We start from the raw sequence: 26,550 nt of genomic DNA on the forward strand, positions 1-26,550 counted from the left end.
GCGTCACCTCTTGAACGCAATTGCGATAACGTTGCTTTCATTCCAGACAATCGTGTTGCCTGGGCAGTAGATGTTCATGGTGTAGGTGTGGTACCCGTCGCCCGGCGCATCGTAGAGGGCGGGTACGGAAACGAGACCCGCCGTGTAAGTGGTCTGCGTTGTGGAACCACTGCCGCCACCGCCGCCACTGCTCGTCACGACGGTCTGAACGACGCCGAGATAGTAGGTCTGGCTAAAGATCGCCACGCCATCACGGATGATGTCGCAACCGATGGCCTGCGCGCTGGTGCTGCTTCCGTTCTGATTGTACTGACCGATCGTCATCGCGCTGATCATGACGCGACCATCACCGGCAACGGTGATTCCCGTCGCTGCTACAGAGACACGCTGGTTTGCTCCGATGGTCTGCCCCGCCGCGTTTCGGCCAGCGGTCATGGCCGTGACAGCGCCAGTGGCAATCTTGTCGTAGGTGACGCCGCCCAGGATCAGCTTGTCGGTGGTAATCGCGCCCGTGGCGATCTGCGCGGCCGTGATCGCATTCGCGGCGATCGCGCTGGCGGTGATCGAACCATCCACGATCAGCTCGGCCGAGACGGCACGACGCATGACCGGATTCGACCAGTAGCAGGAACTGCCGGTGCCAGCGGTCTTGACCACCTGAAGGAGCATGGCGAGCTTTGAGACGCCGCTCGCAACAGTGTATCGCCCCTGCAGCCGCACCCAGCCGTTCTTCGTCGTCGTGCTCGTCACTGCCGCATAGCCGACAGTCCCGCTCGGCGTCATCGTTATCGCCGTGACCTGAGCCGTGTTCGCGTCGGCATTCTTCACCCAGACGTCGAAGGCGTAGACATCCCCCGGTGTGACCGCGACGAAGTTCGAGCGGGCGCAATCTCGGCCGAGCGACTGCAGAACGTAGCCTGCAGCATCTCCAGCGGTGGCGTCGTTAGCAAAGCTCTGGACGTTCTGTATGGTCCAGCCGTCGAGCGTCCCTGTCTGCCAGCCGTTGTCCGCCATGTTGGAGAAGTCGGTGAGGACAAGCTGCTTGGCGGTGATGGCATTTGCGGCAATCTGATCTGCGCCGATGGTGTTGGCGGCGAGCTTATCACCGGTGATCGTGCCGCCCGCGATCGTCGTCGCAGTGACCGCCCCGGCCGCAATCGTGCCAGCAGTCACAGCATTGGCGGCGATCTTGCCGGCCGTCACGGCATTCGCAGCAATATCGTCAGCCGTCACCGCATTCGCGACGATACCGTTCGGGGTGATCAGGACGACGCCGGCATCACTCCAGGGCGTCGGCTCGGTCGCCCCGGCCGGGATGCGGCACAGCATCGGCTTGTTGACGAACATGTAGCTGTTCGTCTGGCCCGCGTTGGTATCTCGTTTGCGCATATGAATGCCGGCGCAGACGGCACCAGCCGGAGCGACACCGACTGTCCGCAAACGCGGCCATGTATCGGGGTCCGTTGAACTCGACGCAATGGCATTGTTGGTATCAACGGAGGAATAGCCAAGGGTAGCCCCGGTCGCATCTCTCCATTCGATGCGCAGTTCGCAAATGCACCGATGAGCGGCAATATAAGAGGTGGCCTCGAACGACTCTCCTGCCGTGCAAGGAACCCCATATTTGAGGTTGACGACGGCAAGAGATGCCTCATCCGGCCGCTTCCAGCGGACATCGACATAGGTCGTTCCTGTATCCGGCCCGCTTTCCTTGTCCACCATGAGCGTAGGCTGCGCCGCGCCAGACCATGTAGCGGGAGGCTGGCGAAGTGCGAATGTGACGGCGGTAGAGCCGCCGCCAAGAGTGTAAGCCCAGCAATCGGTACCTGAAGCGAAATTGGCGTTCTGCAGCAGGTTCTTGCCCGAGCCAACCGCCAGAGCATTCGTCGTCACCGCATTGGAGGCGAGCTTATCAGCCGTGATGGCACCGGCTGCGATCTGCGAGGCCGATACCGCGCCGGCTGCAATCGTGCCGGCCGTGACGGCATTCGCGGCCAATTCGTTTGCGGTGACTGCGCCGGCAGCAAGCTTGGCGGTGGTCACAGCACCGGCCGCCAGCTGGGTTGCGGTGATGGCACTTGCAGAGATCTGAGCGGCCGTGATCGTGGTGGCAGCGATCTTTGTGCCCGTGATGGTGCCGTCGACGATCAGGTTGGCCGTCGCCCTGCGCAGGAAGCTGATGCTTCCAACGGAGAAGTTGCCATCCGTGTAATCACGGTTGGCATAAATCTTGAGCAGTGCGCCGAAGGCGTTCGCCGGAGGCGTGATCGTGGCGGATAGGGTCTGCACGCCGTCCACCACATTCGCCGTCGCAACGGTGGTTGTGTAGACCGTCGCATAGGTGTCAGGGTTCAGCAGGCTGCCGTAAGCGTCGAGCCAATGAACTCGGAACCAAAGGCCAAACTGCGTTCCGGAGGTGCGAACCACTTGGAAGGACGCAAAGTATTGCTGATCCGACACGACGGCGAAAGATGTTCCGGTCGCGATCTGGACCCAGCTGGCCCCAGCGACGTAGGTATAATCTAACGATCCCTTCGACGTGAATGCCTGGGCTGTTGCGGGGTTGATCACACTATTGTTCAGCGTCGACCAGGACGCGGCGCTCTGCATCTGGTTGTCGGGAAACAAGTTCTCCCAATCCTGGATGACCAGGCTCTTCGCCGTGACAGCGCCAGCGGCGAGCTGGGTGGCGGAAATGGCCCCCGCCGCGATCTGCCCGGCCGTGATGGTGTTCGCGGCGATTTGCGAAGCCGTGACCGCGCCGGCCGCAATCTTCGCCGTCGTGACCGCATTGGCAGCGAGAGCGTCAGTGGTGATTGCACCTGCAGCGATGGAAGCAGCGGTGACGGCATTCGCCGCGATCTTGGCGGCGGCGATAGCGCCATCGACAATGAGGCTGCCCGCGTTGCGCCGCTGGCAGGAGACGAAACCGATCTGGTAGCTGCCGGTTGTGATCGCGCTGCTGTTCGTCGCGAAATCGACCCAGGCATAGACCGCACCTGCAGGGACCGACGAACTGACATTATACTCTGCGTAGGTCGCAGCACCGTTAGCCGGGATGGTAACAGCACCCGTTCCGACCAACGTCGATTTATCCGCTTGCGTGTAACGGATGCGGAGCGAGATCGCCACATTCGGAGCACCTGTCACTTTCGCGAAAGCCTGCAAAAAGTATTGCTCGCCCGCAATGACTGGGAAGATATTGATATTTCGCGAGACGATGCCGTTAATGCCGGCACCCACATTGAGATAGCAATTCCCGACGTAGGCGCTTGCCGGATCGTTAACGATGGAGGAAGCCGCCGTTATAGTCCAAGAACCGTTACCCTCACCAAAGTTCGGATTCTCGCACCGGTTCGTGAAGTCGGCCAAAACCATCTTGTCGGCGGTGATGGTGTTCGCAGCGATCTGGGTGGCACCGATGGCCCCTGCTGCGATCTGACCGGCCGTAATGGTGTTTGCGGCAATCTGTGCTGCGGTTACAGAGCCGGCCGCGATTTTGCCGGTGGTGATCGCATTGGCGGCGATCTCGTTCGCGGTCACAGCTCCAGCAGCGAGGGCGACCGTTGTCACAGAATTCGCAGCCAGGGAGTTGGCGGTGATGCCGCCATCAACAATCAGGCTGGCCGCATTCGCCCGACGCAGCACAACACGGTCGATATCGACATAAAGCGCCGTGGTCTGAGTGTTGTGATTATAGAACTGGACACGGCAGAAATCGGCCCCTGCCGGAATAGCAATCTTGGTCGAGCAGGTAGTCCAGTCTGTACCCATCGCGACGTTGCCTCGAACGTCTATAGATTGAGGAGACGCGAGAGCGACCTTGTTGCCGTCATACCAACCCACACGGAAGTAGAAGCCGGCCGTCGCGGCGGCGTCCGATCTCCAAGCAGTCTCGCAATAGAGACTTTCTCCTGCGACCACCGGCATATAGTCGATCATCTGGACGTTGACCGAAGTGGCGCCAGCTGCGGCCTTGGAGAGCCGCATGTAGTTCGCTCCGGTCAATGCAGTCGCTGGATCGCTTACAAGCGAGATAGATCCTGTTCCGCTAAATGCCCAATAGGCCGACAGTGCGGTGACGGTATCTTCCCAGCGCCCGTTGGGGACGAGGTTCTCGAAATCCTGCAGCAGAAGGCTCTTCGCAGTGACCGCACCCGCCGCGATATTCGTGGCGACAACGGCGTTGGCCGCGATCTTCCCAGCCGTGACGGCACTCGCAGCAAGTTCATTGGCGGTGACCGCGCCGGCAGAGAGCTTCGCCGTTGTAACAGCACCAGCCGCGATCTGTGTCGCGCCGATCGCGCCGGCAGCAATCTGACCGGCCGTGATCGTATTCGCAGCAATCTGCGTTGCCGTGACGGCACCCGCAGCGATGGCGTTCGTGGTGACTGCCCCAGCCGAGATCGCCACCGCAACAACGGCGCCGGCCGCGATCTTGGCGGCAATGACGGAATTGGCGGCCAGTTCGTTCGCGGTGACAGCGCCAGCCGCGAGCTTCGGCGTCGAGATCGCGCCATCCGTGATTTGCGTGCTGGTGATTTGGCCGGTGACCTTGGCGGCTGCGATCGCACCAATCTGCGCGTCGGTTAGCTGACCGGTGATGTCGGTCGCAGGCGTGGCCGACGTCCAGGCAGCGCCGGTGTACCGATAGAGCTTGTCGTCCGTGGTCAGGTAGACGGTGCGCCCCTCGACGTTGCCCGTCGTTGGCAGCGCGGCAACGATCTCGATCGGCCGGATGCCGCTGGCGAATTTCGTGGTCGACACGGCCGCATCGGCGATCTTCGCCGCCGTGACCGAGGCGTCGGCAAGCTTGGTGGCATCCACCGCTAACGCGGCGAGCTTCGAATTCGTGATGGCCGCGTCGGCAATCTGCGAGGAGACCAGCGTGCCAGTGACCTTCGCAGCGGCGACGGCCGCGATCTGCGCATCCGTCAACTGACCGGTGATGTCGGTCGAAGGCGTGGCCGACGTCCAGGCGCTGCCGGTATAGCGATAGAGCTTGTCGTCGGTGGTCAGGTAGACCATCCGCCCTTCGACGTTGCCCGTCGTCGGCAGCGTGGCGACGATCTCGACCGGCCGGATGCCGGAAGCGAATTTCGCTGTGGTAATCGCCGCATCCTCAATCTGAGACGAGACCAGTGTCCCGGTGACCTTGGCGGCGGCGACGGCCGCGATTTGGGCATCCGTCATCTGCCCGGTCACATCGGCCGCCGCAGTGGTCGAGATCCAGGCGCTTCCGGTATACCGATAGAGCTTGTCGTCAGTCGTGAGATAGACGGTGCGACCTTCGCTATTTCCGGTCGTCGGCAGCGACGACACGATTTCAACGGGCCGGATACCGGAGGCGAACTTGGTCGCATCGATAGCGGCCGCAGCAACTTTCGCCGACGTGATCGCGGCGTCCGCGATCTGCGAGGAAACCAGCGTGCCGGTGACCTTGGTGGCGGCAACAGCATCAATCTGGGCGTCGGTCAGCGTGCCGTTGATATCGACCGAGGCAACAGTCGCCGTCCATGCGCCATTGTGATAGCGGTAAAGCTTGCCATCCGTTGTGAGATAAACCTGCCGGCCTTCGACGTTGGCGGTCGCCGGTAGAGCGGAGACGATTTCGACGGCCTTGATGCTGCTTGCGAGGCTGGTGGCGTCCACGGCACCCTGGGCGAGTTTCGTGGCCGTGACGGCACCATCGGCCAACTTGGCGGAGATCACCGCGCCACCAGCCAGCACATCGGCCGTAACGGCCGCCACCTCGAGCTTGGCGGTTGAAACGGCCTGGTCGGCAAGCTTCAGATTGGTGACGGCGTCATCCATGATCTTCGCGGCCGTCACGGCAGCATCGGCAATCTTGGAAGCGATGATTGCGCCGTCGAGCACGTCGCCCGCCTGAATGAGAACATTCGGTGTCTTGACGGTCAACCACGCCGACCAATCCGTTGCCCGATGGGATCTAGCGAGATAGCGACCGCGCGCTTCATAATTGGTATTGGCCAAAGTCCATTGACCGGACAGCACCCACGAATAGGGAGAGGCATAGGGATTGCTGTCACTGTCGAAAACAACGTCGCCGGTATCCCTGAGACGCACCTGCACCCAAACGCCTCTCACGTCGTCGAGATCCGGCGCACAGCTGATCTTGATCGCCGGACGGCGGTCGATGCCGCCGGAGTCCTTGATCGTCGCGGGCTCCACGGTCCAGCCGATCATCGGCTGCGACGGGGGCGTGATCGGGCCGAGCCAGCCGATAGCGGTCGGCAACTGCATATCTGGATGCCAGTCGTAGTCAGCCGGATCGACCTCCTTCAGCGTGACGACGATGAGGAAATTGGGCTGCGGCTCCACTTTCACGACAAGGAATTTCTTCTCGTCATAGCCGTTGCGAACCGAAGACCAGGAAACGACATCGTTCGGCTCCAGCGGATAAGCGTCCGGCGGCAGCGATACCTGGTGCACGCGAAAGCGGCGATAATCCTGGATCATCGCCAGGCCGACGCGCTGCACCTGATTGGCGAAAGGGACGGCCAGCAACTGGATCTGCGCCGGCAGGCGTCGATTGCCATCCTGCACTTCAAGATCGGCGTTGTAGCGGCCGGGCGCATCCTTGGTCGCCCACTTTTCGGCCGGCTCGGGATATGTGGCCTCGATGGCGTTGTAGGTCGCAGACAGCGAGGGAAACGGTTGAAAACTCTGCTCTTCAGTGACGACGATGTCGTCATCCGAGAAGGAATAGACCGCCGCGCCCGGCGTACCCACCAGCATCTTGAAGATACCGCCGACTTCGGCCATGCGGCCGTTGCAGCCTTTCAACAGTTCCGAAACGGCATCGAGCGGCTCCTGGTCGCACTGAACGTCATAACCGGCCCGGAACGCCGGTTCGCTGGTGCCGTCGCCGAGCTGGACGGATGCGTTGCAGGCATTGGCCGCCGCGATCCAGTTCGTTGCCGGCAGGCAGAAGGCGCCGATGTTCTGGCCACCATAGACCCATTCCGATCCGTAATAGACGCCTCTGGCAAGGTTGTAGATCATGACCGCCGGGTTGGTGCTGGGCTGCCATGTCGACGGATCGGCCCAGCGCTGCGCGCCGTTGCCGCCAACCGAGGAATCCTTGCGGACGTCGTACAGCGGCAGCGGATGCGGCTCGAAAAGGCCGGAGGGCACACCGGAGAACAGATCGGTGTTGTAGCGCGAGGTAAGAATGACGACCTGGCAGCCGCGGCCGATCATGGTCGATTTCCAGGGACGTTCGGCATGGCTGCCGAATTTGGCGATCAGGAAGGGATCGGGGCTCGTTTGCGTGCCGTCGAGGAACTTGATCCAGAGATAGTCTTTGCCGTTGGCGCGATATTGCAGCACCGGAAAGCCGCGGCCGTCGGGATGCGGCTCCTCCCAGAGGACGCCGACCTTCTGGTCGTCGATCCAGACGCTGGTCAGGCCGCGCTCGCCGGCGCGATTGGGCAGGCTGCCGATCTCGATGACATCGGTGAAATAGGCATTCGGCGTCTTGCCGTCGTCTCCCCAGGTGCCGGCATATTTGCGTTTGCCGGCGGTCGCGTAGCTGCCGATAATGAAGGACATCGCATGATCGTCCCCCATACTGATCTCGAGCTTGGTTCCGGCCGGCTGCGGCTGGTCCTTCTTCGCCAGCGCCTTCTCGATCAGCGACAGGCCGATATTGAGAGCAACAGTCAGAAACAGTTTGCCGATGGCGCCGATTGGTAGAAGCTGCGCGATCACGCCGATGGCAGCAACCAGAGGGCCGGCATGGGCCGCATCCGCCATCAGCCAGAAGCCGAGGACGTTCAGAAGCAGGATGAGATATTTCATGGATCGGACGACCTCGATTGGCGCATGGGAAAGGGTCGTCGCGGCAAAGCCGCGCCGAAATGTCACCGGCCAGGGATAAATAGATTGATGGCGTATCGCCGGATTAGCCGACCTTGAAGGCTCGCTTGGCGTCGAGCAGATCGACCGTGCCGAGCCCGGTCTCGCGCAGCACGAAGATGCGTTCGCCATTGACGACACCGAGGGCATAGCCAAAGGGGCCTTCGTGCGGAATGGCGGCGATATCGCCGATGCCAGCTTCGCTCGGATGGATCTCGGGCAACATGCTTCCGACGAGATCGGCGAGATTGTCGAAACCCGCCGCCTTCATCATCTTCAGAGCGCCGGCGGCGGTCGAATATTCGCCGCGAAACTGAGCGGCGCAATCGACGCCGGTGATTGCCAGCACCAGATTGCCGGCAAGCCCCGGCCCGCAATCATGGCTGCCCCAGGCAAAGGGCGTGCGCTTCAACCGATCGACCTCGGCGACGAAGCGGGCACGCCAGTTCTTGACCCTGACAAGATCGCTGTTCATTTCTGCCCCCAAGGGATCTGCCAATTGGCTACGGTGCTGGAATAAAGGCCGAATTCATCGCCGCTGCGGCGCTTCTGGCCTTCGTAGGAGGATTTGGCCGGGTTGGTGCGCTCCAGCATGGCGATGGCGGCAGAGATGGCGGAGATCTCGATATCGCCATCCTGCCCCACGGCCGGCGTCTTCACCGGCGCGCCGTCGGCAATGCCGAGAAAGGCGATTTCCGGGGCCGCACTCGGCAGGCGCGTGTCGGTATCGAAGGTCATGTCGTGGATTTCGATCGGCGCCAGCCGCAGATCGTAGCCGCGCACGAGCTGCTGCACGGCGGGCGCGATCTGGCCGATGGTGATGGTCACGGTCTGGATCGTCAGATCCGCCGTGCGTGGGATCGGGCTCACCTGCAAATTGAGGCCGCCATAATAGGTCCGCGCCTCCGGCAGACCGGTGACGCCGGAGGTGACGGTGATGTTGATGTCGTCATCGCCGGTCCAGAGACCGATCGAGGCCGGCGCGCCGCTGGCGAGACCCTTGCCGGTGATCCAGACGAAACGACGGGGCACGAGCCCCTTGTCGCGCGCGCCGGTCAGCGCCGCGAAGAAGGCGGAGGTGATGTTTTTCATCGTCTATTTCTTCTGGATGATCTTGAAGGTGGCGCCCGAGGTGATCGGGCCGCTCGCTGTGCCGGGATTGTGGCTGCCCGGCATGACCAGGCATTTACAGGCCGGCAGCAGCAGCGTCACGCCGAGGCCGGCTGCAAAGCCGGCCGGCAGATGCGGGAAGACGCCGAAGACGGGCGTGATCCCCTGCCCGCTGGCACCAACCGTTTCCGAGACTTCGAGAAAGGCGTAGCGGCCGCCATAGCCGACCTGCATCTTGTCACCGACCGTCAGCCGATAGCCCGCCGGCAGGCCCTTGAGGCTGAGCGAGGCATTGTCGGCCCCAAGCGCCGCGACACTGACCGCAGCGCTCCCGAGCTTCGTTCCGTCGGGGTCGGCCTGCGGATATTTCGACAGCGGATCATAAAGAAAAAGCGCCTCCTGGGCGCCGTGTAGCTTGCGGATGCGGGCGGCGATCTGTTTCGCCTCCGCATTGTACATGTCGGAGAGCGTCACCGTGCCGGTCCAAAGCGGCGGCGCCAGCTCCGCCTGCCAGACCCGGCCGTCACCGGAGCCGGAAAGCTCGTCATTGCGCTGAATGTCCCAGACGATGCTGGAGATCTTCAGAAGATCGGCAAAGGCCGGCAGGCCGTAGGGATAGGAAACGGCCATCAGCGCCTCCGGGGATTGCGGTTGATCTGCGCGACGCGATCGGGAAGCTGCTGATTGAAATCATTCAGCCCCTGCCGCGTCGAACTCTGCGCTTCCGATTGCGCGACATTTTTCACATAGGCCTTCAGATTGCCGTCCTCATCGACGGAAACGCCGACCGTGACATGCACGCCGGAAGCGGAGCCGGAGGCGTCGTTCTGGTTATCGGCCCTGAGGCGACGGACGGGAGCGGCAGCATCCGGCTGCGCACGCACCAATTGCGGCCCGCCCTCGCCGACCACGCCGCCATCGGCATAACCACGCCGCCCAAGCCGCATCGCCTCGACGACGCCGACGCCGCCCGCCCGGGCAATATCCTTCTGGCTCCAGACGACCTCGCCGGCATGAACCAAACCAGCCGGATCATAGACGCCCCCAGGGCCGGTATAGCCGCCGTTTGCAAATGTGGGACGTGGGATCGGGATCGGGGCATTCGCACCCGTCGCCAGATCGAACTTGCCGCCACTGCTCCCGCCGCCAAACCCGAATATCCCAAGAAGCCCACTGAGGAAACCGCCGCCTCCACCGCCACCGCTCGCCGCACTGTTGAGCTTGAACAGGCTATCCAGAACATCATTAAGGAGCTTATCCGCAATCTTGTTCAGCGCGTTCACAGCAGCCGTGCTGAAAGACTTCCAGAAGGATTCGCCATTCTTCAAGCCGCTTTTGAGATCGGAGATAAAGCCCTTTGTGAGATCCTTGGCAAAGTCCATCGCCTCTCTCGCGCTCTTTGTTGCCGCCTCGACAGACGCCATCTCTGCCGCCAGACCACCGAGCTCCGTCTTCTGCTCAGGTGTGAGCGCGATGTTCTTCTCCTGAGCCTTGTTCAACAACTCGGTTTCATAGCGCATTTTTGCTGCGGCCTGTTCCGTCATGCCAAGCGCTGCTTGTTCCTGTTTGAGCGAGGCAATGCGCTTGTTGGCGTCGGCGACAATATCGCCAAAAGTAGCGGACTTGGCTGCTTCGGCTCTGTAACTCGCTCCGCCACCGCTCGTATTGTTGCCGTTGGCAAAATTACTCGAAACGACCGGCATTCCATACTGCTCTCTTTGCTTCTTCAAATTAGCGGCAAGATCATCGTCGTAACCAAAACGAGCCCTCCAGTTATTTGCTTGCAACATCTCCTCGTTGCTAAGAGTCTTTGGCGCGGGCGGAGGCGGATTGCGGCTAGATTTCAGAACGACAGCATTCTGCATCTCTTGTAGTTTAGCCTTCGTGGTGAGTGCTGCCAAACCAAGGCGACCAATTTCAGACAAAAGCGGTGAAAGATCCGGATGAGCTTGGCTCAGCTCAAGAATTGCTTTCTTCAATTCGTCAGCCGAGGTCTGGCCGGCTTGCATGTTTCGGCGCAAATCATCGAGGGCTTGCTGCGTACTCTGCAGCTTGCTTGCTCCAAAAGGGTTGACCTCGTTGATCTTATCTTGCATTTTCGAGAACGATCTTGCGACTAAATCGGTCTTGCCGCTAACTCCGCCCAAGCTTTGCTCAGCATTCACAGCGTCAATAATCAGTGCTCGTAATCGCACTGAAGCATCCCTCGTTAGCTGACCGGATTGCGCAAGCTGCGCAATCTTCTCATTAAATTCGACAAATTTAGGTGATTGGGCTTTGATGGAGTCACCAAGCTCTTCTATGGCCTTTCTGGCAGGATCAAATGCCCCTGCCTGCATAGTGCCGTCGAAGCTCATTGGTCTCGTCATATAGTCAATGTAGGCCTCGTAACTCAGATTATCGTATGCTTTTTTGGATTCGGCCATAATCCTCTTTTGAGCGGCATCTTTATCATCCGCCATTTCCTCATTCGAGAGGGCTAAACTTTTTTCGGCATATTTCTTTTGTTTATCAATAGCCTGTTGGTATGCAGGGCCGAGTGACGAGATATGATCGGCGTGCTGTTTAAGAATATCGTTTACGCTTTTTATATCGCGTCCTGTATTCATGAAATACTGTATGCCCACCGCCGCAGCAGTGGTTAAAACCTGGGCCACAAGGCTTACGGGATCGAGCATTGATAAAAATGCTTTGCCCAATCCACTAACGATACCAGTAAGCCCCCCCGCTCCACTGAGCATTTCGCCCAATTTTCCGCCTTGTTGAAGGCCGATCACAAATGGGGAGTCGCCACTTGCCATTCGGGTGCCCATTTCAATGAGGACATCCTTCAAGTCTTTCGCCTTTATGCTCACCGCTTCGATTGAATTCTGGTTGCTCTGGCTTTGCGCATTCATACCAGTGAGTGAACCCGCAACCTTGTCAACAGCTCCAGCTGTAGAAGAACAGCTGTTCTGCCATTTTATCATGCTAGCCGTCGCCTTACCGATGGCTCCTGCGCTTGCAACCGCCTTGCCACTTAGCGTACCAATCGCGCGAGCCGATGCCCCTGCTGCCGACTCCACTTTGTCGGCCGCAACGGCAACACGATTCATCCCTATGGCGACCTGATCGGCGCCAACAATCGTGAATTTTATACCCAAAGTAGCAATATCCGTCACTGGCGTACCTTTTCAAAAAATGCGAAATACAACCCAAATTTTGATCGGGGGATTTCGTGGACAGATTGTGGAGATTGGCCGGCGTGGCTCTTTTGCTATCGTTGTTGAGTGGTTGTGATCTTTTCGACGCCAAAATCGTCACAGCGTGTGAAAGCGTCCTCAAGGGTAGGCTTCGGTCACCGTCGGAATACAAACGGATCGAAATCACACGGTCCGAAGAAGTGATTGGCCGCGCAGAGTACAAACACCTCTTCGGCAGCAAAGGTTCTCCTGCGCTCCAGGCAGTCACGATGGACGATTTTGACAGCGGTGCGGCAAAGCCTATGCGGTATATTCTTCAGATAAGTTACGACGCACCAAACGCCTACGGTACACCAATTCGTGGCGTCTCCAGGTGCGAATACGCAAGTGCATTTGGGGGCGATTCGACGGTTAATGAGTTCGTCGTGAGTATCGATGGCGATACCGAGATGGAATGGCGGAACAAGCAGCGTTAATATGAGAATAAATCGAAAGTTGCAGCATGGGTCACTGGCATACCTTTTGAGTAGATGGCAGAAATCAACCGTTGGGGGTACTCGGGGGATTCCATGAAGCTAATTTCAAATGTTGTGGCCATGTCGTTTTTGCTGCCGCTTTTAGGCGGTTGCGATTTCTTCGACGCGAAGATCGTCAGCACTTGCGAAGCCGCTCTAAAGGAGCGATTGCTCTCACCTGCCGACTACAAGAGGATCGAGATCAGCCGGTCCACGAAGGTTCTTAATGGAGCGGAATATCTTGCCAGCCTCCAGGATTTGAAACTTTCCCCTGCGATCATTCAAAGGGACATGAGAGATTTCGACGCCGGCAAAGTGAAGCCCGCGCAAATCAATATTTTCATCAAATATGACGCGCCCAATAGCTTTGGGGTAGCAATCCGAAATTCGGCAGTGTGTGAGGATATAAGCCTTACAGGAGATGGCTCTGACTCCAGCAGATTTTCGGTCAAAATCAACGGTAAAACCGGAGCGGAATGGATGGTGGAGAGTGCCCTGAGATAGTGACGAGCCCTCCATTTCCGGAACCTACGGAATTAACCTGAGCCGCCTGCAGGAGTTTTAATGAAGCTGATTTCTAGCGTGATTGCAGTGCTTGCCGCGTTGTTGTTACTCTACAGCTTTGGCGTCTTTGATCCGCCAATCGTAAAGGCTTGTGAGGCAAATCTGAAAAACTATCTCATAAGGCCATCGAGTTATAAGCGCGACGGCTACATTCTATCAGAAAAGCCGCTGACCAGATCTGAACTTGAGGATCGCTACGCCCGCACGTATTCTCGTCTTGATTATGACTTCAAAAATTTAAGTGCCGATAGACTTGCCAACATAAAGCAGAATATTAAGAGTTTTCAGCTTGAATCTCTTAAAGCTTTCGACAATGGCTCCTTAAACCCGACGATCTATGGTGCAATTATAAAATTCAACGCGGCAGACGATGAAAATAAACCATTAAATACGTTATTAGAATGCGAATATTACTCTAACGACGGAAAAACATCTGATATGAGAGCAGGAGACATATCTCTACTTAAGGCAGATTCCTCCGATTTATACCGCATCGTTCAGTCTGAAGTAGCCCTTTCTCCTGAGAAGAAGCAAATATCCCTGAGACCAATTGCACCTTATCAGGGTTGGTTTCGCGATATTTTCAGATGGCTCATCCATTGAATCATACTAAACAACGTAGAGAATTACGATGATAGTGCACTCAACTAAAAGCACCCATTCCATTTAGCTCAAACAATGGCCCGCCTCGCTCGTATCGTCGTCCCTGATACTCCACATCAAATCGGCCAGCGCCGCAACGGGCGGGTGCAAGCCCTCTTTTACGCTAAAGCCAAGATCATCATTGAAAAATGGGTGCGCTGTCACCGTAATCAAAACCGACCACATATTTGCGAACCAAAATTCGCGCAGTACTTGTATTTCTTCGTATGTCGCTTTGGCGCCGATATCATTTAGAGCGAGGATGGACAATGCGCGGATTTATCGCAGTAATATGCCTGTACTTAATGGGCGGTAGCGCTTTTGCCGGCAGCACCAAAAATAGCGATGCTAGCGCGGACGCGCTGGTCAAAGCCCTCTATGACAATTTAGGTGCCACCTATCTATGCCGAAACGTTGCGGGCGTAGACATATACTTGACAGCGCGTAGCACAGTGGAAGCGACGATACTGAAGTTTACCAAGGACGCGGACCTCACTCAAAAAATTCTGGCAAAATGGGAAGGCGAATTCCAAAAGAACGCAGGTTATCAAAACCCTAACATTTCAGTCGACAAATGTAAGGTTTTGCTAAAGGGACGACTTGAGAAACTCAAAGCAGCTTTAGTTCAGTTTCTGCAGTAACAACTCTTGTTGTTTCGCTTTTATTGTCAGAACTCGTTCTACCCCGCCTCTCGCGCCCTGATCGCCTCCGTCTCCTCCTCCACCGCCTGGCAATAGCGCCCGTCCATCGCCTTCAGCACGGCAATGTCCTCGCGGCGCAGAAGGTTGCCGGTCAGGTGCAGCCAGGCCAGCACCTCCTGATGGGAGAGCGGCGCCGGGCCGGAAAAGCCGGGGGCCTGCGCCGAGCGCAGGTCCCAGAACCAGTCCCAGAGCGCGTGGCCTGCCTCCGGCACCTCGGCCTCCGGGCTTAAAAGCTCAAAGGCCTCGTTGCGTTCGCGCCGGGTCTCGCCGTTAGTATCGCGAACGCAATCATAGCGTGCGACGATCCCTACGGCTTCTGAAAGCCCTTCGGCAAGCTCTTCATAAAATTTGCGCGGTCCTCCGAGGCGCCAGCCACCTGATCGTAGATCCAGCCGGCGTCCTCGACGACTTCGCGGGCCTTCTCGAAGGAGAGGACCGGCTGCTCGCCCTTCCACTGCTGCTCGCCCCAGCTCCAGGAAGCGATGGCGGCGGCGGCCTTGTCGAGATATTCGGCCTCGACCTTGCTGGTGGTCAGCTTCTTCTTGCGGCTGGCGAGGAAGCGGTCGCTATGCTGGCGAACGATCTTCTTCACCTCGTTGCTCTCGGCCGAGCGGATCATGAAGGAGATGCCGAGCGGCTCCTCGGTGGCCGGATGCAGGAGCTGCAGCTCGAAGAGATCTTCGGAATTGACGAGACTGGAGATATCCAAGGAAACACCTTATCGGTTGGGACATATTCGAGTGGCCGCGCGCCGCAGGAGAGCGACGCGCGCAAGGTTCCGAAAGATCGCGCTTACGGCGTGGTGACGGGGTCGACGCGGATCGGCAGCTGGTTGAGGCCGACCTTGAACTTCTCCAGATCGAAATCGTCGGAGCCGCCGCCGGGATAGAGCGGGCCGGAAACGACGCCGCGCGAATAGAACACCGTGTTGGTCTTGCCCTGCGGCGCGTCGTTGCGCTCGACCTTGATCGCCATGTTGTTGATGTTAAGCGGATCGCCGAAGGTGCGCAGAATGTCCTGGCCGGGATCGTCGGCGATGGAGGCGACTTCGAGCTCCGGATCGCCGGCGTTGGAGACGCCCTTCTGCTTCTGCTGCACCGGCTCATCCAGCGTATTGTAGTTGTTGATGGTGGATTCCGAGCCGAAATCGCCGACCTTGCCCACCTTGCCCACCTGCACCCAGATCAGCGCGGCATAGGCCGTGGCCGTCAGGTCGGTATTCTGGGGCGTCTCGCATACGTAGACTTTCGAGCCCTTTTTCGTGCTTTTGTTCGCCATGGATCATGTCTCCGGTTCAAAGGCGGTGTAGGGAATGGTGACCGGTATCTGCACCCGGTCATCCTCTTGGATCGGGCCTGCGGCCCACGGCTCGCCGCTGATCGTGATCTTCACGCCAGAGGCGAACAGCGTCTTGTTGTTGAAATGGTCGATGACCAGGCCGGCGGCATCGAGTGGCTTGATCAGCCCGCCGCCGGCCTTCCAATAGACGGAAACCTGCAGAAGCCCGAGCTTCTGTTGCGGATCGTCGCCGAGCGTCACCTGCCGGGGGCGGTTGGGCAGGAAGCTGACGGCCAGATAGTTATCCGGCTTATTTTGTCCCGCCGGCGGAAAGACAATGCCCGGCTGCGCCACCGGCAATGGCGGCTGGAATTGGAGCGCCGCCAGATGATCCAGCAGCGCAGCCAGAATGAGAGCGTCCGTCGCCGTCGCCATGCGTCACCCATATCTATGATGTTGAAATTTCGAGGGATTAGTCCGCCGAGTCGCGCGCAGCGCTCGCGACGATGTCGGGCCATGCCTGTGCCGCGAGCCGCACCATGCCCTGCCCCGATTGGCCATCATTGCCATATTCAACGGTGGCGGCATGAGGGGCGGTGAAACCCATATGGATCAGGCCACCCCGCGGCACGCCAAGGCCGGCCAGATCGACCGGCTGGCCCTCATCTGCACCCTCAGCATCCCCGCTTTGCAGCGGCGAAGCGGAAATCTGGAAGGAATTGACAAGCTCGCCCGATACCGCTGGCGTTGCCTCGACCATCGCCTCGGCCAGCCGCTGCGTGGAGAGGTTCACCACCTCTTCCATGCGCTTCTTGGTCCGTTCGGCCCATGCGGCGATGTCGGTAGAGAAACTTGAGGAAGCCATGTCGGATACCCCTTTGATATGATTATGCGTCATCGGCGGCATCGCCCGGTGACGAGCCAGGCCGCTCGAAATTCAAAAGTGTGAGGTGGCCGTAACGGGCACGAACCGCAGATCTGGCGGTTCGGGATTCGCCCTTCGCCCCGCCACTTCGCTCTATCCCCGGCAATGGTGAAACCCGATTGAGCAGCAGGATGACGCGCGACAGCAGCCAAAGCGTCAGGATCGTTTTGAAACGTACCAGCGCCGTCATCGCCGCACCTGCAGCTGCCAGAAGACGACAGTCCCACCCGGCGACAGCGGCTGGACATCGACGATCGCGTGTTCGGCGCTGCCGATCAGCATCTTGTCGGCGAGCGTCGGCGTGATCGAAAGCCCCTCGGTCGAAAGATAGACCATGCGGTCGCCGCGCTGGATCAGCGTCTCGGCGATGTGCGCCTGGCTCTGATCGAGATCGACAAGCGAACACGCAAAGTCCTCGCTCGTCTGAACCGGATCGTAATCGGGACCGGAACTGGCGATGCGCCGCAGACTGGCCTTTTGCCCGAATTTGGCGATCAGCCGCTCGGCGGTCGTGCGCGTCCTGTCATAATCGAAGCCAGCCATCACACCACCAGAATGCCCGGAAGCACCGGACGCAGAAGAGGATAGAGAAGCCCATCGAGCATGGTCAGCACCGGCCTTGCGGCGGCGATCATGTCGTCGCTGCTGTCGGCAACGGCATATTCCGTCTCCAGCGGCCCCACCCTCTCCCGTTTCACTGTGCGGGCTGCAACGATCACCGGCATCAGGCTGCCCGGCTCGGAAAGCTCGAGCGCCGCCGCCTCATAGGCTGCGCAGGTCACGGCCACCGGCAGCGCGTCGTCTGCGATCGCCTCACCATTGACCGTCGTCGCCTCTCTGCGAGGCCATGACAGCGCCTGATCGTAACCGCCAGTCCGTCGCCCGGTGAATCTGGGCTCATAGAGGCTGTCGACCGCCTGTGATCCGCGCACCAGCGCCGCCAGGCGATCACCATCGCTGGCCTCTGCCCAGGCGGCATTGGCCCGGTCAGCGAAATAGGCATCGGCAGCGGCGAGCGTGCCGTAGAAGGATGCGGACATGAAAGCTCCGGTCGATCGTTGGAAGGAAAAATCCCCTCTCCCCGCGCGAGCGGAGAGAGGGAAATCAGGCTCAGGATGCAGCCGTGATTTCGTCGCCATAGGCCATGGCCGCAGGCAGGCGCACTTCAGTGCCGCCTGTGCGGGCGATGATGCCGGTCTCGAAACTCATGATCGACTTCTGGCGCGGCTGCAGCACGCGGCGCGGCATCGGCAGATGGAAGCGCAGCACCTCCGGATCGCGGCGATAGACCACCATGCGGCCGCCGCCATCCTGCGAGGCCGTCGCAAGCTCGCGCAGCGGCTGAATATCGAGCGGCTGGCCGGTCTCGGCCGTGTAGACATTGCCGCGCCGTAGGAATTCCAGCACGGTGATGTAGCCGTCGCCATCGGCAAGCCGTTTCGTGGCGATCAGGCGGAAGGCCTCGGGCGGCAGGCGCAGGCTATCGATCCACTCGACCTCGCCGGTCCGCTGCCGCACGCCGCCGATAAGATCGTTGACGTCGCGCAGGATCTGGTCGGCCGTCTTGGCGGACCATTGGGTCGAGCTGCCCGTACCATCGGCAGCGACATCGACGCGCGACACCTTCGGATCGTTGACGAAACCGGTCCAGCCCTTCTCCGTCGAGCCGGTCATGGCGACGGAATTGAGCAGGCGTTCGATCTTATCGGCGGCGAAAATGGCGTTGGAAGCGTTGAGATCGAGATTGTAGAGCGCGGCCTGATTGACTTCTTCGAGATTCCATTCCCAGCCGGAGCCGATCATCGCGAAGTCGTGGCTGGCACTGTCGCGGGTCGACTGATTGAAGGGCATGTCGGTGCCGGCGGCGGAGAGGAACTTCGCCTCGCCGGCGCTGTCGACGGTGAAGAAGGTCGTGCCCGAAGCCCATTCGTTGCCTTCGGTGACGACCGGAACATGGAGGCCATAGTTGAAGGTCGGATAGCGGCGCTGGTAGATGCGGGTCTCGATATTGCGACCTTGCGCAATGACGAAGGAATAGGCGGCCTGGGCGTCGGCGAACTGCTGTCGAACGAACTGGTTCATGAATTAGGCGCTCCTGTGCTTGAGCGAGATCTCGACGATGTCGCCGGTGCCGCCGCTCGTATCGAAGAAACAATCGGGAATGGGGCCGACAATTCCGGCGCCAGCTGCATTGACGTAGGCGTCGGTCGTCGGGTTGTAGTAGACGGCATCGCCATCCGAGACGGCGCCGCCGGCCCGCACATAGATCTGACCTGTGGTCAGAAACGCACCCGTGACGAACTGCGCATAGCCGCCAGCCGGCGCCACGTCGGGCAGCACGTTCGGCGTCAGCACGGCGATACCGATGAACTTGCCGCCGGCGGCAAAGGGCGCAACGCCATGATCGGCAAGCCCGCGCTGGGCAGGCTGTCCAAACTTGATGCCGGCGGCGTTTTCAACCGTGCGGCTGATCTTGTTGGCCTTTTCCTCAGAAGCGATCTGCCCGTGCAGGCCCTTCCGAGGAGCGTTTCCATAGGTGGTCTGATAAGTCGCCATTAAAGCGTCTCCTTTTCGTTGACCTGGTTAAGTGGGATTGGCGGCCAGATGCGCGCGCTCGAGGTCGCGGACCATGGCGGCATAGGCGGCAAAAGCGGACGATGTGGATGGCTGCGTCGAGCTGATGCCGTCCCTGACGGCATCAGCAAAAAGATCCGGCTTCCTGCGCAGCCCTTCGGCCAGCATATCGAAACGCGCATCGACGTAAGCGTCCGATCGGCCCTGCACCGCCCCCTCGCCCGCCTTGGCGATAACGACAGCCTTGCGGATCGCAGCATCGGAAAGACCCAATGTCTTGATGTCTCCGGCAATCGCCCTGGCGAGGCCGATCAGTTCGGCGCGCGCCTCGGCACGGCGCTCGATCTCCGCCTCGTCGAGAACAGCTGCCTTCAGCGCATCCAGTTCGGCATCCCGGATGGCAATGGTCTTCTGATAGGCCGTCTCGGCGTCGGCAAGGCGCTGCCGCAATGTCGTGATGATCTCTGCAGTCTGATCGCAGACTTCGATCTCGATGCCGTCGATCATGATCGTCTTCGTGGGCATCATTCCTTCCTTGCTTTGGTGATGATTGGAAAGGGGGCGTGGGGCTGCGAGAGGAGAGCAGCCCCACGGTGCGGCTGCGTCGCCGATGCGGACCTTCGAGCCCGCCCGGCCACGGCGCACAATGGCGATATGGTTGATGCGAATGTTGTACTGCACGGCGTCATAGGCTTCGCCCGCAGGCGTGACGCCTGCCGTAAAATCGACGTCGCAGACATAGCCGGCCGACAGTTCCTGCTTGCCGCCTTCTATGTCCCGAATGGCCTCTTCGTCGCTGACCATCAGCGGCACACGCAGAAATATGCCCTCACCGACGATCTCGTCGCCGGTCTGGCCGACGGCGTATTTCTTCCAGTTTTCCGAGGTAACCATTTCGGGTGGATGCTCATTTGTCACCGGCCGGTGAGCGGCACTCTTGAGTGTGTCCTCGGAAAAGACTTCGGCTCCAGGCCGATAGATCCGTACGGTGGGCATCTCAGGTCTGCCGATTTCGGCGCCGGCATAGGCCTGAATGCCCGTGCGGGCGATGCGGGCATCGGCAACAAGATAGCCGTCCCCGGTCCGGCGCGTTCCCGCGACGGTTACAATGTCTGTGAAGTTCATCTTGAGATTTCTCCTGTCGGAGCCACTTGGTTCGTCGTGAAAGCTGTTGCCTTGAACGAAACGGGCCTTTCAGCGGCTACACGGGCGTCGCCTCGGGTCGTTCTGTGACCTCGGCAACTGCTTTGGATTGCTTCGTATCCGCTTGATCGGATGTCTTTATCGCCGCCTCCAAGCCCGGCAGCGATCCATCTTCGATAAAGGCATTCACCAGCGCTTCCGAGAGCGCCTGCCGTGCGATGATCTCCTCCCCCGAGGCTGAGCCGAACAGGACCCGTGCCGCCTCTGCCTTTGTCTTGAAGATATCGGCCTTCTCCTTCTCGCTCATCTGCTCCAACGGCGCCCAGGTCGAGTAGATCGCGGGATCGCGGACACCCGTGGCGGATCGAATGAGACACTCGTCGAGCCGCGACATCGCCGGCGTGTAATCGAGCTCCTGAATGGCCTGAATGCGGTCGTGATAGTTCTTCATGTCGGCCGTACCGGTCGCGTTCAAGCCGGCGGGCGATTGGCCGAGCAAACGGGTGACCGGAATATCGGCCGCACCGGCAACGATTTGCAGGAAGGCCAGCAGAATATCCGTGAGGCCGGAGAGCGGTGCGCTCTTGCTGTCATATTCCTCCTCTGCGTCGAGGATCAGAGTCCCGTTGACCCCCTTGATGGTGTTGGCAAGCGCATAACGGCGCAACACGGCATCCTCGTAGGCCTGGTTGCCGATATTGGCGGAAAACTGCGGGACCTTGATGATATCGATTTTCGCCTCGAAGACGAGGCTGGCGATATTGGCTGCCGTGCTGTCGGCGTTCTTGATCGCGTCGAATGTCGCGGCAAGCACGCTTTCGCCCCAGGCCTGATTGCCCATCCCGCAAAACTCTTCAGATGGTGTCATCGCCCCTTTGAAGATGACAAGCCGGGACTGATGGATGCGCACCTGCAGGCCGTTGGCGCCGGTCAGGGTGTAGAGCTTTGGCTTGCCATACCATTCCGAGGTTGGATCGCTGTCGATGTCGCCGGCGGCGAGCTGCCGCCGTGTCAGCACCGTGAGATGCTTGAGGCCGCCCTTTCCGACAAGTTCCATCTCCAGCGGCAGCGCCGGATCGGCATCCCCAGATCCGATGAACAAGGCAGCTCCGCCGAAAAGGCGTGCCTTCGTCGACGCTTCCAGCACTTTGCCGCGCAGATTGAGCCGGCGTTCCTCCGCATCGATCAATCCGATCTGATCGCTCGCAGCCTGCCAGTTTCGCCACTTCCGGCAGCTGTCCAGCGCCGGAATGTCGACGATCTTGCGCGGCAGCCAGGAACCGCGATAGGCGGCAATGATCTGCTCATCCGTCAGCATCGGTTGTGTATAGAAAACCGACGCCGCCTTGTCGCGCTCGGTGCCCATGCGGGATGCAAGGCTCATCAATCCGTCGCGAACCATCGAGAATACCTGCCCCATGGATTGTCCTTTGATATCGTGTGATGGAGGCTCGCGCCGGCGAGCCTAGAAATTGCTGAAGCTGAAAGAAGAGCTCAGCGCGAGCTCGTTCAAGGCGTCGGCGAAAGCATCGACCTGATCGTCGAATTGACCATTGGGAAAGGCGCAGATCTCGTCGAGAAATGCTTCGTTCCAATCCCCACGCAAAAGCTTGACGTTCCCCGCCTCGGCCTGGGCCGATGCCGGTTTGGCGCGCGTCGCCTTATCACCGGTTGGAGATATGACCTTTACGGGAAAGCCCGCGAGCAATTTGATCTTCGTTTCCGCATCAGCCTTGCCGGCTGCACCCGGATCCTGAGGCATCCGGATCGTCACTGTCGGTCCGTCCTGGGATGCGGCATTCTTGAGATTGCGCTCCACCTCCGCAGGTGACCAGCGGCCACGCGCAATGGTTTCGACATAGAAAACACCATCAGCCAACGCCATGCGCAAGCCCACGGTCCAGTCCGGCTTGCGACCGGGGCGCGCTTTCGAAGCGGCGAAATCCCAGGCGCGACAGCGTTTTGCCCCGGCCGGCATGGCCTCGACGATTTCGAAGTCGCCGCGCTGGAACAGCCCGCCTGACCGGGGCGCAGGCCGCTGCTGAAACTGACCGGCCACCGCGTAGGAACCAAGCGGTATCTTGTCCCGCTCGACCACGGCCCGCGGAAAGCGCTGCGGAAAAAGCAGTTCCCCCTCTTCCGTCCTCGGATCGGCAAATCCGATCGACGTCCGGCAGCGACGCTCCGGCTCGAACTCCATCGGCAGCATCAGGTGTTCGTAGCCGAGCCCAAGCGCCATGATCGTGCCGGATACATCCGCCTCGTGCAGCCGCTGCATCACGACGACGATCGCCGAGCGTTGGGGATCGTTGAGGCGCGTCGGCACGGATTCGCGAAATGTGCGAACCGTCGAAAGGCGCTCCGCCTCCGATTCAGCTCCATCGACCGAATGCGGATCGTCAATGATGACGCGATCGCCACGACCGCCGGTCAACCTTGAGAACGGTACACCCTGACGTGAGCCCATGCGGGTATTGGCGAAAGCCATCTCGCCGGTTCTCGTCAACCTGACCTGATCACCCCAGAGCGCCTGATACCATTCGGAGGCGACGAGGTCGCGCATGCGCCTGTTGTCGCGCTTGGCGTAATGTTCCGAATAGGAGGCGCCCAGATAGCGCAGCTGCGGCTTGCCCTTCGGCCCCCATTCCCAGGCCGGCCAGAAGACGCCACAAAGCAGCGACTTCATCGTGCCCGGCGGCACATTGATCAGCAGCCGGATAATGTCACCGGAGGTCACCGCTTCGAGGTGCTGGCAGATCGCATCGATATGCCACCCGTGAACATAGTCGACCGAGGGCTCGACGACATGCCAGGCTTCTCGAACGAACCCGGCCAGCGCCTGGCAATTCGCACGAACCCGCTCCGCATCCATCGCAATCTGGCCGGCATGTTCGGCTTGTTCGCGCTCAGCTGTGCGCCTCGCCTTCTCCTCCCGGATCGCTGCCATCATCGTCGCCGGATCCGGCAAGCGGACCGAAAAGGGATTCGAGTATCGCAAGCTGCTCATCCGTGGCATTGGTTAAGTCGACTGTGAAACCGCGGCCTCCCTTCGCTCCGCCTCCCGAACGCTCGCTCGGCTTCTGATGAACATAGGAGGCTGCAATCTTCGCCATTTCATCGCGTCGCTTCTGATCCGCCTCGTCGTCGCGCATCACTTTCAACATGTAGTCGAGCGGCGTATCGTCGGCGGGAACGGCCTTGCGACGGCGCGCACGCGGCTTGCGCGGCACGACCGGCTTGTCGGCATTGGACATGCTTGAGATTTCCGATGGATTTTTTGAAGGAAAACAAGCGCTTCAAAACATCGCTTGCGGCCAACAGTGCGTCGCTGCAACTGTTCTCATCATGCCAAAATGAATACCCCATTTCGGTGCTGTTGGCGACACCCTTGAAGGTCCAGCGTCCTGCAAGGAATGACGGCTTTGACGCAAACTGAAAATAACAATTTGAAATGACTTGCAAATATCGCAACCTGCGGTCCGACGAACTGAAGGAGAATACCCGCAGTTCGTACCAACCCGCTTCAAGAAATGCCCGCGATGCACGATCGAAATCAGCCGAAGGATGACCTCAATCAAGTTCGCATCATACTTTTGCGGGTATGGGATCCCATCGGCATCGGGGATGTGCCCGAAGCACAGGATGAATATGACAGCTACGTGGAAGACATTCTGGCCGCTCTCTCGCAGGCGAAAGCAACCGCGGATATGATCGCCGCTCATCTCCTGCAGATCGCGACCGATGACATGGCCCTGCCGAACTCGCCGGCTCTCATCGAGCGTTGCACGCATGCAGCCGAGCGGCTGATAGGAACTCGCGCGGGGCGAATGCAAAGCAGGATATCCGCTCGAGATGCAGACAGTGCTGACGATCATGATTGGATACGACGATTTATCGCCGCGAATCTTCCGGTTCTGCCTGTTCCGGATATCCCTGAAATTCGCCTGCACAAGGCAGGTCCGCAAAGCGGCTTGCGGCGTCTCGCCAAGCGCGATCCGCAATTCGGCTCGCCCTACTGGGCGCATTATTGGGGTGGTGGCCTGGTGTTGGCGCGCTATCTTCTCGACAGACCGGAAAGTGTCGTCGGTCGTCGCGTGCTCGACCTCGGCGCCGGTTCGGGAATCGTGAGTATCGCAGCGGCAAAGTCGGGCGCAGCGGAAGTATGGGCCGCCGATGTTGATCCCTATGCGATGGTAGCCATAGAGCTGAATGCAGCCGCCAACAACGTCTCAGTTCAGCCTATCCTCGCCGACCTGACGAAAGGCGAACCACCTGACGTCGACGTCATCTGCGTCGGCGATCTTTTCTACGAGGCGGCACTTGCCAAACGCGTAACCGCATTTCTCGATCGCTGCCTGGGCCAGGGTATTGCAGTTCTGATCGGTGACCCATGGCGCGCCCATCTGCCGACATCACGACTGCGGCTTCTGGCGGAATATGCCGTAACGGACTTCGGGGAGGACATTGGAAGCATGCGGCGAAGTGGCGTTTTCACGCTTGAGAGCAAAAGTCACCGATAGGTGATAATTATAAAGATGAATGCAACGGCAATGCGGGTTCAGACCGCAATTGCCGCTTGTGCTTAAGCCCTCATCTTGGCGCGCCGGCGGTTTTCGCGCTCCAGCCGCTTGGCCAGTTCGGCAAGCTCGGGACTTGCCGCATCGAAGACGGGCCGTGCGTCATCCGGCAGCCAGTGCGTTTCGTGTTTGGGTGCCGGCGGCTTTATCCGCTCGACACCACTCGGCGAGTTCGGCATCATCGGCGAAATGCGCGACCAGTCGGGCTCCTGCAGCATCGGCGAGGTAGCAAGCAACACCCCTGCAAGGCTCTGAAATTCATTCTGGATGCGCCGTTCCGCCGTGCGGCGCACGCGCCCTGTTCGAGAGCAGAAGTCGCGGAAGGACCCCGCCACGTAAGGCGCGGCGAGGCAGACGGACCATCGCGACAGCAGAATGCGCCGCTCCTCGTCCTTGACATGAACGCGCAGCCATTCCTGCAAGACTTCCTCCGCCCGACTGATCGCCGCGGCGCTCGGACGATAGCGGACACGGATTTCGGCGTGATCCAGTGGCTCGGGCAGAACCTCCGGCCAGAGCGTGCGCATTCTGTCGGGGCGAACGCCGCGCACATCGAGATGAACCATCGTATCGGCAGCCTCGACGAAGCGCGCGCGCACGATAATGCTCAAATCCGCGATCTCTGCCGCACGTTGGGAAAGATCATCAAACTGCAAGGCGGGACGATGCATCAAGGCGTATCTCCAATTCATGATAGATCAGCGTGCGCAACGTCGCGCGCACGGGCCAGGGCCGTCGCGCTACCGCATCGGTGCGCAACGAACCGAGCGGGATATCGTCGAAGGCGCCCAGCAGGTCACTCGGGCGCTGCAGCGCCCAATCCTGACGCTGCACGAGAACATCGGAAACGGCCCCGATGGTATCAGACCAGAGTTCGTCACGATTCTTGCCGGTCTGCCGGATGCAGCGCAGAACGAAAACCAGATGACCGTCGCCGTAGCGTCCCCGGATTTCCTGCATAGTCCCTCGCGCGTGGCTTTCCGCCGGTGCGCGCCGACGATGGACAGGAACCAGCTTTATGCCGAGACCATCGAGAAGAAGATCCAGTCTACCTTTGGTCATAGCCGCTCGACTCCTTTCGCATTGAATTTGCAATGTTCGCGTTGCCCTATGCCAAGCTTTCCGTCACCGCCGTCACGCTCGCGGATTTCGGTTTGAAGAAGGCTTCCGCCTTATGGATCGCCTCAACCCTCGCCCCATCCCGCAGCATCGGCGTGTTGAGATAGGCGACCATCGCCTCGCCCGCGGCGGCCTTTGCCGCATCTTGCGTGGCGAAGATGATCGGCTCGCCCCGGCTATCCCTGAGGATCTCGTTGGTTGCTCGATGCACCTTGCGAATCCAGCCGTGATGACCGCCGGCTACGGCTTCGCTTCCGATTTGAAATTTATTCATGGCAGCCTCCTCCGGCCCTGAGCCGGATCCGTTCGTTGAGTTTTTCATTGGTATGTGAGGGAGAG

29 protein-coding genes are annotated in these 26,550 nt (G+C 59.8%); 6 read left to right on the top strand and 23 right to left on the bottom strand.

All coding sequences use genetic code 11. The features are described from left to right. Nucleotides 1-3: 3 nt before the first annotated feature. The 5 genes from ACQZ6J_RS02235 to ACQZ6J_RS02255 all read right to left on the bottom strand — a co-directional run bounded on the left by ACQZ6J_RS02235 (nt 4) and on the right by ACQZ6J_RS02255 (nt 12,152). A complete protein-coding gene (locus tag ACQZ6J_RS02235; protein ID WP_449081629.1) occupies nt 4-7,824 on the bottom strand; it encodes a phage tail protein in 7,821 nt (2,606 codons plus the stop codon). 103 nt (nt 7,825-7,927) lie between these two features. Continuing rightward, on the bottom strand, nt 7,928-8,356 hold the full coding sequence (locus ACQZ6J_RS02240) for a DUF6950 family protein (protein ID WP_449081631.1): 429 nt from the start codon (nt 8,354-8,356) through the stop codon (nt 7,928-7,930). Then, nucleotides 8,353-8,973 carry a hypothetical protein gene (locus tag ACQZ6J_RS02245; protein ID WP_449081633.1) on the bottom strand — a complete coding sequence of 207 codons (621 nt, stop codon included), beginning with the start codon at nt 8,971-8,973 and terminating at the stop codon, nt 8,353-8,355. The genes ACQZ6J_RS02240 and ACQZ6J_RS02245 overlap by 4 nt, the downstream gene beginning before the upstream one ends. Before the next feature lie 3 nt (nt 8,974-8,976). After that, nucleotides 8,977-9,621: a hypothetical protein gene (locus ACQZ6J_RS02250; protein ID WP_449081635.1), complete on the bottom strand. Its 645-nt coding sequence runs from the start codon at nt 9,619-9,621 to the stop codon at nt 8,977-8,979. Continuing rightward, entirely contained in the window at nt 9,621-12,152 is a 2,532-nt protein-coding gene (locus ACQZ6J_RS02255) for a phage tail length tape measure family protein (protein ID WP_449081637.1), read from the bottom strand. Before ACQZ6J_RS02255 ends, ACQZ6J_RS02250 begins: the two co-directional genes overlap by 1 nt. 83 nt (nt 12,153-12,235) lie before the next feature. Between ACQZ6J_RS02255 and ACQZ6J_RS02260 the strand changes: the two genes are divergently transcribed. The 3 genes from ACQZ6J_RS02260 (at nt 12,236) to ACQZ6J_RS02270 (ending at nt 13,855) form a co-directional block, all read left to right on the top strand. Beyond that, nucleotides 12,236-12,649 carry a hypothetical protein gene (locus tag ACQZ6J_RS02260; RefSeq protein ID WP_174071701.1) on the top strand — a complete coding sequence of 138 codons (414 nt, stop codon included), beginning with the start codon at nt 12,236-12,238 and terminating at the stop codon, nt 12,647-12,649. A gap of 93 nt (nt 12,650-12,742) precedes the next feature. Beyond that, nucleotides 12,743-13,192 (top strand): hypothetical protein, encoded by a 450-nt coding sequence (locus tag ACQZ6J_RS02265; RefSeq protein ID WP_449081639.1) that lies wholly within the window; start codon nt 12,743-12,745, stop codon nt 13,190-13,192. A 60-nt stretch (nt 13,193-13,252) separates the two neighbouring features. Then, entirely contained in the window at nt 13,253-13,855 is a 603-nt protein-coding gene (locus tag ACQZ6J_RS02270; RefSeq protein WP_449081641.1) for a hypothetical protein, read from the top strand. A 63-nt stretch (nt 13,856-13,918) separates the two neighbouring features. Here ACQZ6J_RS02270 and ACQZ6J_RS02275 read toward each other — a convergent pair whose 3' ends face one another. Next, nucleotides 13,919-14,164, bottom strand: a complete 246-nt coding sequence (locus tag ACQZ6J_RS02275; RefSeq protein WP_449081643.1) for a hypothetical protein — start codon at nt 14,162-14,164, stop codon at nt 13,919-13,921. Here ACQZ6J_RS02275 and ACQZ6J_RS02280 point away from each other — a divergent pair. After that, nucleotides 14,164-14,535 (top strand): hypothetical protein, encoded by a 372-nt coding sequence (locus ACQZ6J_RS02280; RefSeq protein WP_174071704.1) that lies wholly within the window; start codon nt 14,164-14,166, stop codon nt 14,533-14,535. The two genes, ACQZ6J_RS02275 and ACQZ6J_RS02280, sit on opposite strands and share 1 nt — an antisense overlap. 38 nt (nt 14,536-14,573) lie before the next feature. On the opposite strand, the gene ACQZ6J_RS02285 is transcribed toward ACQZ6J_RS02280, so the two are convergent. The 14 genes from ACQZ6J_RS02285 to ACQZ6J_RS02350 all read right to left on the bottom strand — a co-directional run bounded on the left by ACQZ6J_RS02285 (nt 14,574) and on the right by ACQZ6J_RS02350 (nt 23,769). Next, a complete protein-coding gene (locus tag ACQZ6J_RS02285) occupies nt 14,574-14,807 on the bottom strand; it encodes a phage tail assembly chaperone (protein ID WP_449081646.1) in 234 nt (77 codons plus the stop codon). Nucleotides 14,808-14,902: 95 nt separating this feature from the next. Beyond that, nucleotides 14,903-15,304 carry a hypothetical protein gene (locus ACQZ6J_RS02290; protein WP_015340441.1) on the bottom strand — a complete coding sequence of 134 codons (402 nt, stop codon included), beginning with the start codon at nt 15,302-15,304 and terminating at the stop codon, nt 14,903-14,905. A gap of 83 nt (nt 15,305-15,387) precedes the next feature. Then, the gene (locus tag ACQZ6J_RS02295; protein WP_449081648.1) at nt 15,388-15,873 is read right to left on the bottom strand and encodes a hypothetical protein; all 486 of its coding nucleotides are present in this window, start codon (nt 15,871-15,873) and stop codon (nt 15,388-15,390) included. Nucleotides 15,874-15,876: 3 nt separating this feature from the next. Further along, on the bottom strand, nt 15,877-16,308 hold the full coding sequence (locus ACQZ6J_RS02300; protein WP_449081650.1) for a phage tail terminator-like protein: 432 nt from the start codon (nt 16,306-16,308) through the stop codon (nt 15,877-15,879). A gap of 37 nt (nt 16,309-16,345) precedes the next feature. Next, on the bottom strand, nt 16,346-16,738 hold the full coding sequence (locus ACQZ6J_RS02305; protein ID WP_449081652.1) for an HK97 gp10 family phage protein: 393 nt from the start codon (nt 16,736-16,738) through the stop codon (nt 16,346-16,348). A 22-nt stretch (nt 16,739-16,760) separates the two neighbouring features. After that, nucleotides 16,761-16,988: a hypothetical protein gene (locus ACQZ6J_RS02310; RefSeq protein ID WP_449081654.1), complete on the bottom strand. Its 228-nt coding sequence runs from the start codon at nt 16,986-16,988 to the stop codon at nt 16,761-16,763. Then, a complete protein-coding gene (locus tag ACQZ6J_RS02315) occupies nt 16,985-17,341 on the bottom strand; it encodes a hypothetical protein (protein ID WP_449081655.1) in 357 nt (118 codons plus the stop codon). The genes ACQZ6J_RS02310 and ACQZ6J_RS02315 overlap by 4 nt, the downstream gene beginning before the upstream one ends. Then, nucleotides 17,341-17,838, bottom strand: a complete 498-nt coding sequence (locus tag ACQZ6J_RS02320) for a DnaT-like ssDNA-binding protein (RefSeq protein WP_449081657.1) — start codon at nt 17,836-17,838, stop codon at nt 17,341-17,343. Before ACQZ6J_RS02320 ends, ACQZ6J_RS02315 begins: the two co-directional genes overlap by 1 nt. 70 nt (nt 17,839-17,908) lie before the next feature. Then, on the bottom strand, nt 17,909-18,880 hold the full coding sequence (locus ACQZ6J_RS02325) for a DUF2184 domain-containing protein (protein ID WP_449081659.1): 972 nt from the start codon (nt 18,878-18,880) through the stop codon (nt 17,909-17,911). Nucleotides 18,881-18,883: 3 nt separating this feature from the next. Next, entirely contained in the window at nt 18,884-19,354 is a 471-nt protein-coding gene (locus ACQZ6J_RS02330; protein ID WP_449081661.1) for a structural cement protein Gp24, read from the bottom strand. A 27-nt stretch (nt 19,355-19,381) separates the two neighbouring features. After that, on the bottom strand, nt 19,382-20,497 hold the full coding sequence (locus tag ACQZ6J_RS02335) for a DUF2213 domain-containing protein (protein WP_449081663.1): 1,116 nt from the start codon (nt 20,495-20,497) through the stop codon (nt 19,382-19,384). 76 nt (nt 20,498-20,573) lie between these two features. Continuing rightward, a complete protein-coding gene (locus ACQZ6J_RS02340) occupies nt 20,574-21,935 on the bottom strand; it encodes a DUF1073 domain-containing protein (RefSeq protein ID WP_449081665.1) in 1,362 nt (453 codons plus the stop codon). A gap of 45 nt (nt 21,936-21,980) precedes the next feature. Then, nucleotides 21,981-23,465 carry a phage terminase large subunit gene (terL, locus tag ACQZ6J_RS02345; RefSeq protein ID WP_449081666.1) on the bottom strand — a complete coding sequence of 495 codons (1,485 nt, stop codon included), beginning with the start codon at nt 23,463-23,465 and terminating at the stop codon, nt 21,981-21,983. After that, nucleotides 23,422-23,769 carry a hypothetical protein gene (locus ACQZ6J_RS02350; RefSeq protein ID WP_449081668.1) on the bottom strand — a complete coding sequence of 116 codons (348 nt, stop codon included), beginning with the start codon at nt 23,767-23,769 and terminating at the stop codon, nt 23,422-23,424. The genes terL and ACQZ6J_RS02350 overlap by 44 nt, the downstream gene beginning before the upstream one ends. Nucleotides 23,770-23,783: 14 nt before the next feature. On the opposite strand from ACQZ6J_RS02350, the gene ACQZ6J_RS02355 reads away from it, so the two are divergent. Both ACQZ6J_RS02355 and ACQZ6J_RS02360 read left to right on the top strand, forming a co-directional pair. After that, nucleotides 23,784-23,951, top strand: coding sequence for a hypothetical protein (locus tag ACQZ6J_RS02355; RefSeq protein ID WP_449081670.1), 168 nt, complete (start codon nt 23,784-23,786; stop codon nt 23,949-23,951). A 391-nt stretch (nt 23,952-24,342) separates the two neighbouring features. Then, the gene (locus tag ACQZ6J_RS02360; protein ID WP_449082741.1) at nt 24,343-25,035 is read left to right on the top strand and encodes a class I SAM-dependent methyltransferase; all 693 of its coding nucleotides are present in this window, start codon (nt 24,343-24,345) and stop codon (nt 25,033-25,035) included. A 62-nt stretch (nt 25,036-25,097) separates the two neighbouring features. On the opposite strand, the gene ACQZ6J_RS02365 is transcribed toward ACQZ6J_RS02360, so the two are convergent. From ACQZ6J_RS02365 to ACQZ6J_RS02375, 3 genes are read right to left on the bottom strand one after another with little or no spacing between them, the layout of a single operon-like run. Beyond that, nucleotides 25,098-25,703, bottom strand: coding sequence for a DUF6362 family protein (locus ACQZ6J_RS02365; protein WP_449081672.1), 606 nt, complete (start codon nt 25,701-25,703; stop codon nt 25,098-25,100). A 34-nt stretch (nt 25,704-25,737) separates the two neighbouring features. Further along, nucleotides 25,738-26,154, bottom strand: coding sequence for a hypothetical protein (locus ACQZ6J_RS02370; protein ID WP_449081674.1), 417 nt, complete (start codon nt 26,152-26,154; stop codon nt 25,738-25,740). Nucleotides 26,155-26,200: 46 nt separating this feature from the next. Further along, nucleotides 26,201-26,485: a hypothetical protein gene (locus tag ACQZ6J_RS02375; RefSeq protein ID WP_449081676.1), complete on the bottom strand. Its 285-nt coding sequence runs from the start codon at nt 26,483-26,485 to the stop codon at nt 26,201-26,203. Nucleotides 26,486-26,550: the final 65 nt, after the last annotated feature.

Source organism: Rhizobium sp. A37_96, assembly GCF_053521765.1.

Coding starts and splice junctions, on each gene's coding strand:
- ACQZ6J_RS02235 (WP_449081629.1), bottom strand. CDS start 7,824: ATGAAATATCTCATCCTGCTTCTGAACGTCCTCGGCTTCTGGCTGATG.
- ACQZ6J_RS02240 (WP_449081631.1), bottom strand. CDS start 8,356: ATGAACAGCGATCTTGTCAGGGTCAAGAACTGGCGTGCCCGCTTCGTC.
- ACQZ6J_RS02245 (WP_449081633.1), bottom strand. CDS start 8,973: ATGAAAAACATCACCTCCGCCTTCTTCGCGGCGCTGACCGGCGCGCGC.
- ACQZ6J_RS02250 (WP_449081635.1), bottom strand. CDS start 9,621: ATGGCCGTTTCCTATCCCTACGGCCTGCCGGCCTTTGCCGATCTTCTG.
- ACQZ6J_RS02265 (WP_449081639.1), top strand. CDS start 12,743: ATGAAGCTAATTTCAAATGTTGTGGCCATGTCGTTTTTGCTGCCGCTT.
- ACQZ6J_RS02270 (WP_449081641.1), top strand. CDS start 13,253: ATGAAGCTGATTTCTAGCGTGATTGCAGTGCTTGCCGCGTTGTTGTTA.
- ACQZ6J_RS02280 (WP_174071704.1), top strand. CDS start 14,164: ATGCGCGGATTTATCGCAGTAATATGCCTGTACTTAATGGGCGGTAGC.
- ACQZ6J_RS02295 (WP_449081648.1), bottom strand. CDS start 15,873: ATGGCGAACAAAAGCACGAAAAAGGGCTCGAAAGTCTACGTATGCGAG.
- ACQZ6J_RS02300 (WP_449081650.1), bottom strand. CDS start 16,308: ATGGCGACGGCGACGGACGCTCTCATTCTGGCTGCGCTGCTGGATCAT.
- ACQZ6J_RS02305 (WP_449081652.1), bottom strand. CDS start 16,738: ATGGCTTCCTCAAGTTTCTCTACCGACATCGCCGCATGGGCCGAACGG.
- ACQZ6J_RS02310 (WP_449081654.1), bottom strand. CDS start 16,988: ATGACGGCGCTGGTACGTTTCAAAACGATCCTGACGCTTTGGCTGCTG.
- ACQZ6J_RS02315 (WP_449081655.1), bottom strand. CDS start 17,341: ATGGCTGGCTTCGATTATGACAGGACGCGCACGACCGCCGAGCGGCTG.
- ACQZ6J_RS02320 (WP_449081657.1), bottom strand. CDS start 17,838: ATGTCCGCATCCTTCTACGGCACGCTCGCCGCTGCCGATGCCTATTTC.
- ACQZ6J_RS02325 (WP_449081659.1), bottom strand. CDS start 18,880: ATGAACCAGTTCGTTCGACAGCAGTTCGCCGACGCCCAGGCCGCCTAT.
- ACQZ6J_RS02330 (WP_449081661.1), bottom strand. CDS start 19,354: ATGGCGACTTATCAGACCACCTATGGAAACGCTCCTCGGAAGGGCCTG.
- ACQZ6J_RS02335 (WP_449081663.1), bottom strand. CDS start 20,497: ATGAACTTCACAGACATTGTAACCGTCGCGGGAACGCGCCGGACCGGG.
- ACQZ6J_RS02340 (WP_449081665.1), bottom strand. CDS start 21,935: ATGGGGCAGGTATTCTCGATGGTTCGCGACGGATTGATGAGCCTTGCA.
- terL (WP_449081666.1), bottom strand. CDS start 23,465: ATGATGGCAGCGATCCGGGAGGAGAAGGCGAGGCGCACAGCTGAGCGC.
- ACQZ6J_RS02350 (WP_449081668.1), bottom strand. CDS start 23,769: ATGTCCAATGCCGACAAGCCGGTCGTGCCGCGCAAGCCGCGTGCGCGC.
- ACQZ6J_RS02355 (WP_449081670.1), top strand. CDS start 23,784: ATGGATTTTTTGAAGGAAAACAAGCGCTTCAAAACATCGCTTGCGGCC.
- ACQZ6J_RS02360 (WP_449082741.1), top strand. CDS start 24,343: ATGCAAAGCAGGATATCCGCTCGAGATGCAGACAGTGCTGACGATCAT.
- ACQZ6J_RS02370 (WP_449081674.1), bottom strand. CDS start 26,154: ATGACCAAAGGTAGACTGGATCTTCTTCTCGATGGTCTCGGCATAAAG.
- ACQZ6J_RS02375 (WP_449081676.1), bottom strand. CDS start 26,485: ATGAATAAATTTCAAATCGGAAGCGAAGCCGTAGCCGGCGGTCATCAC.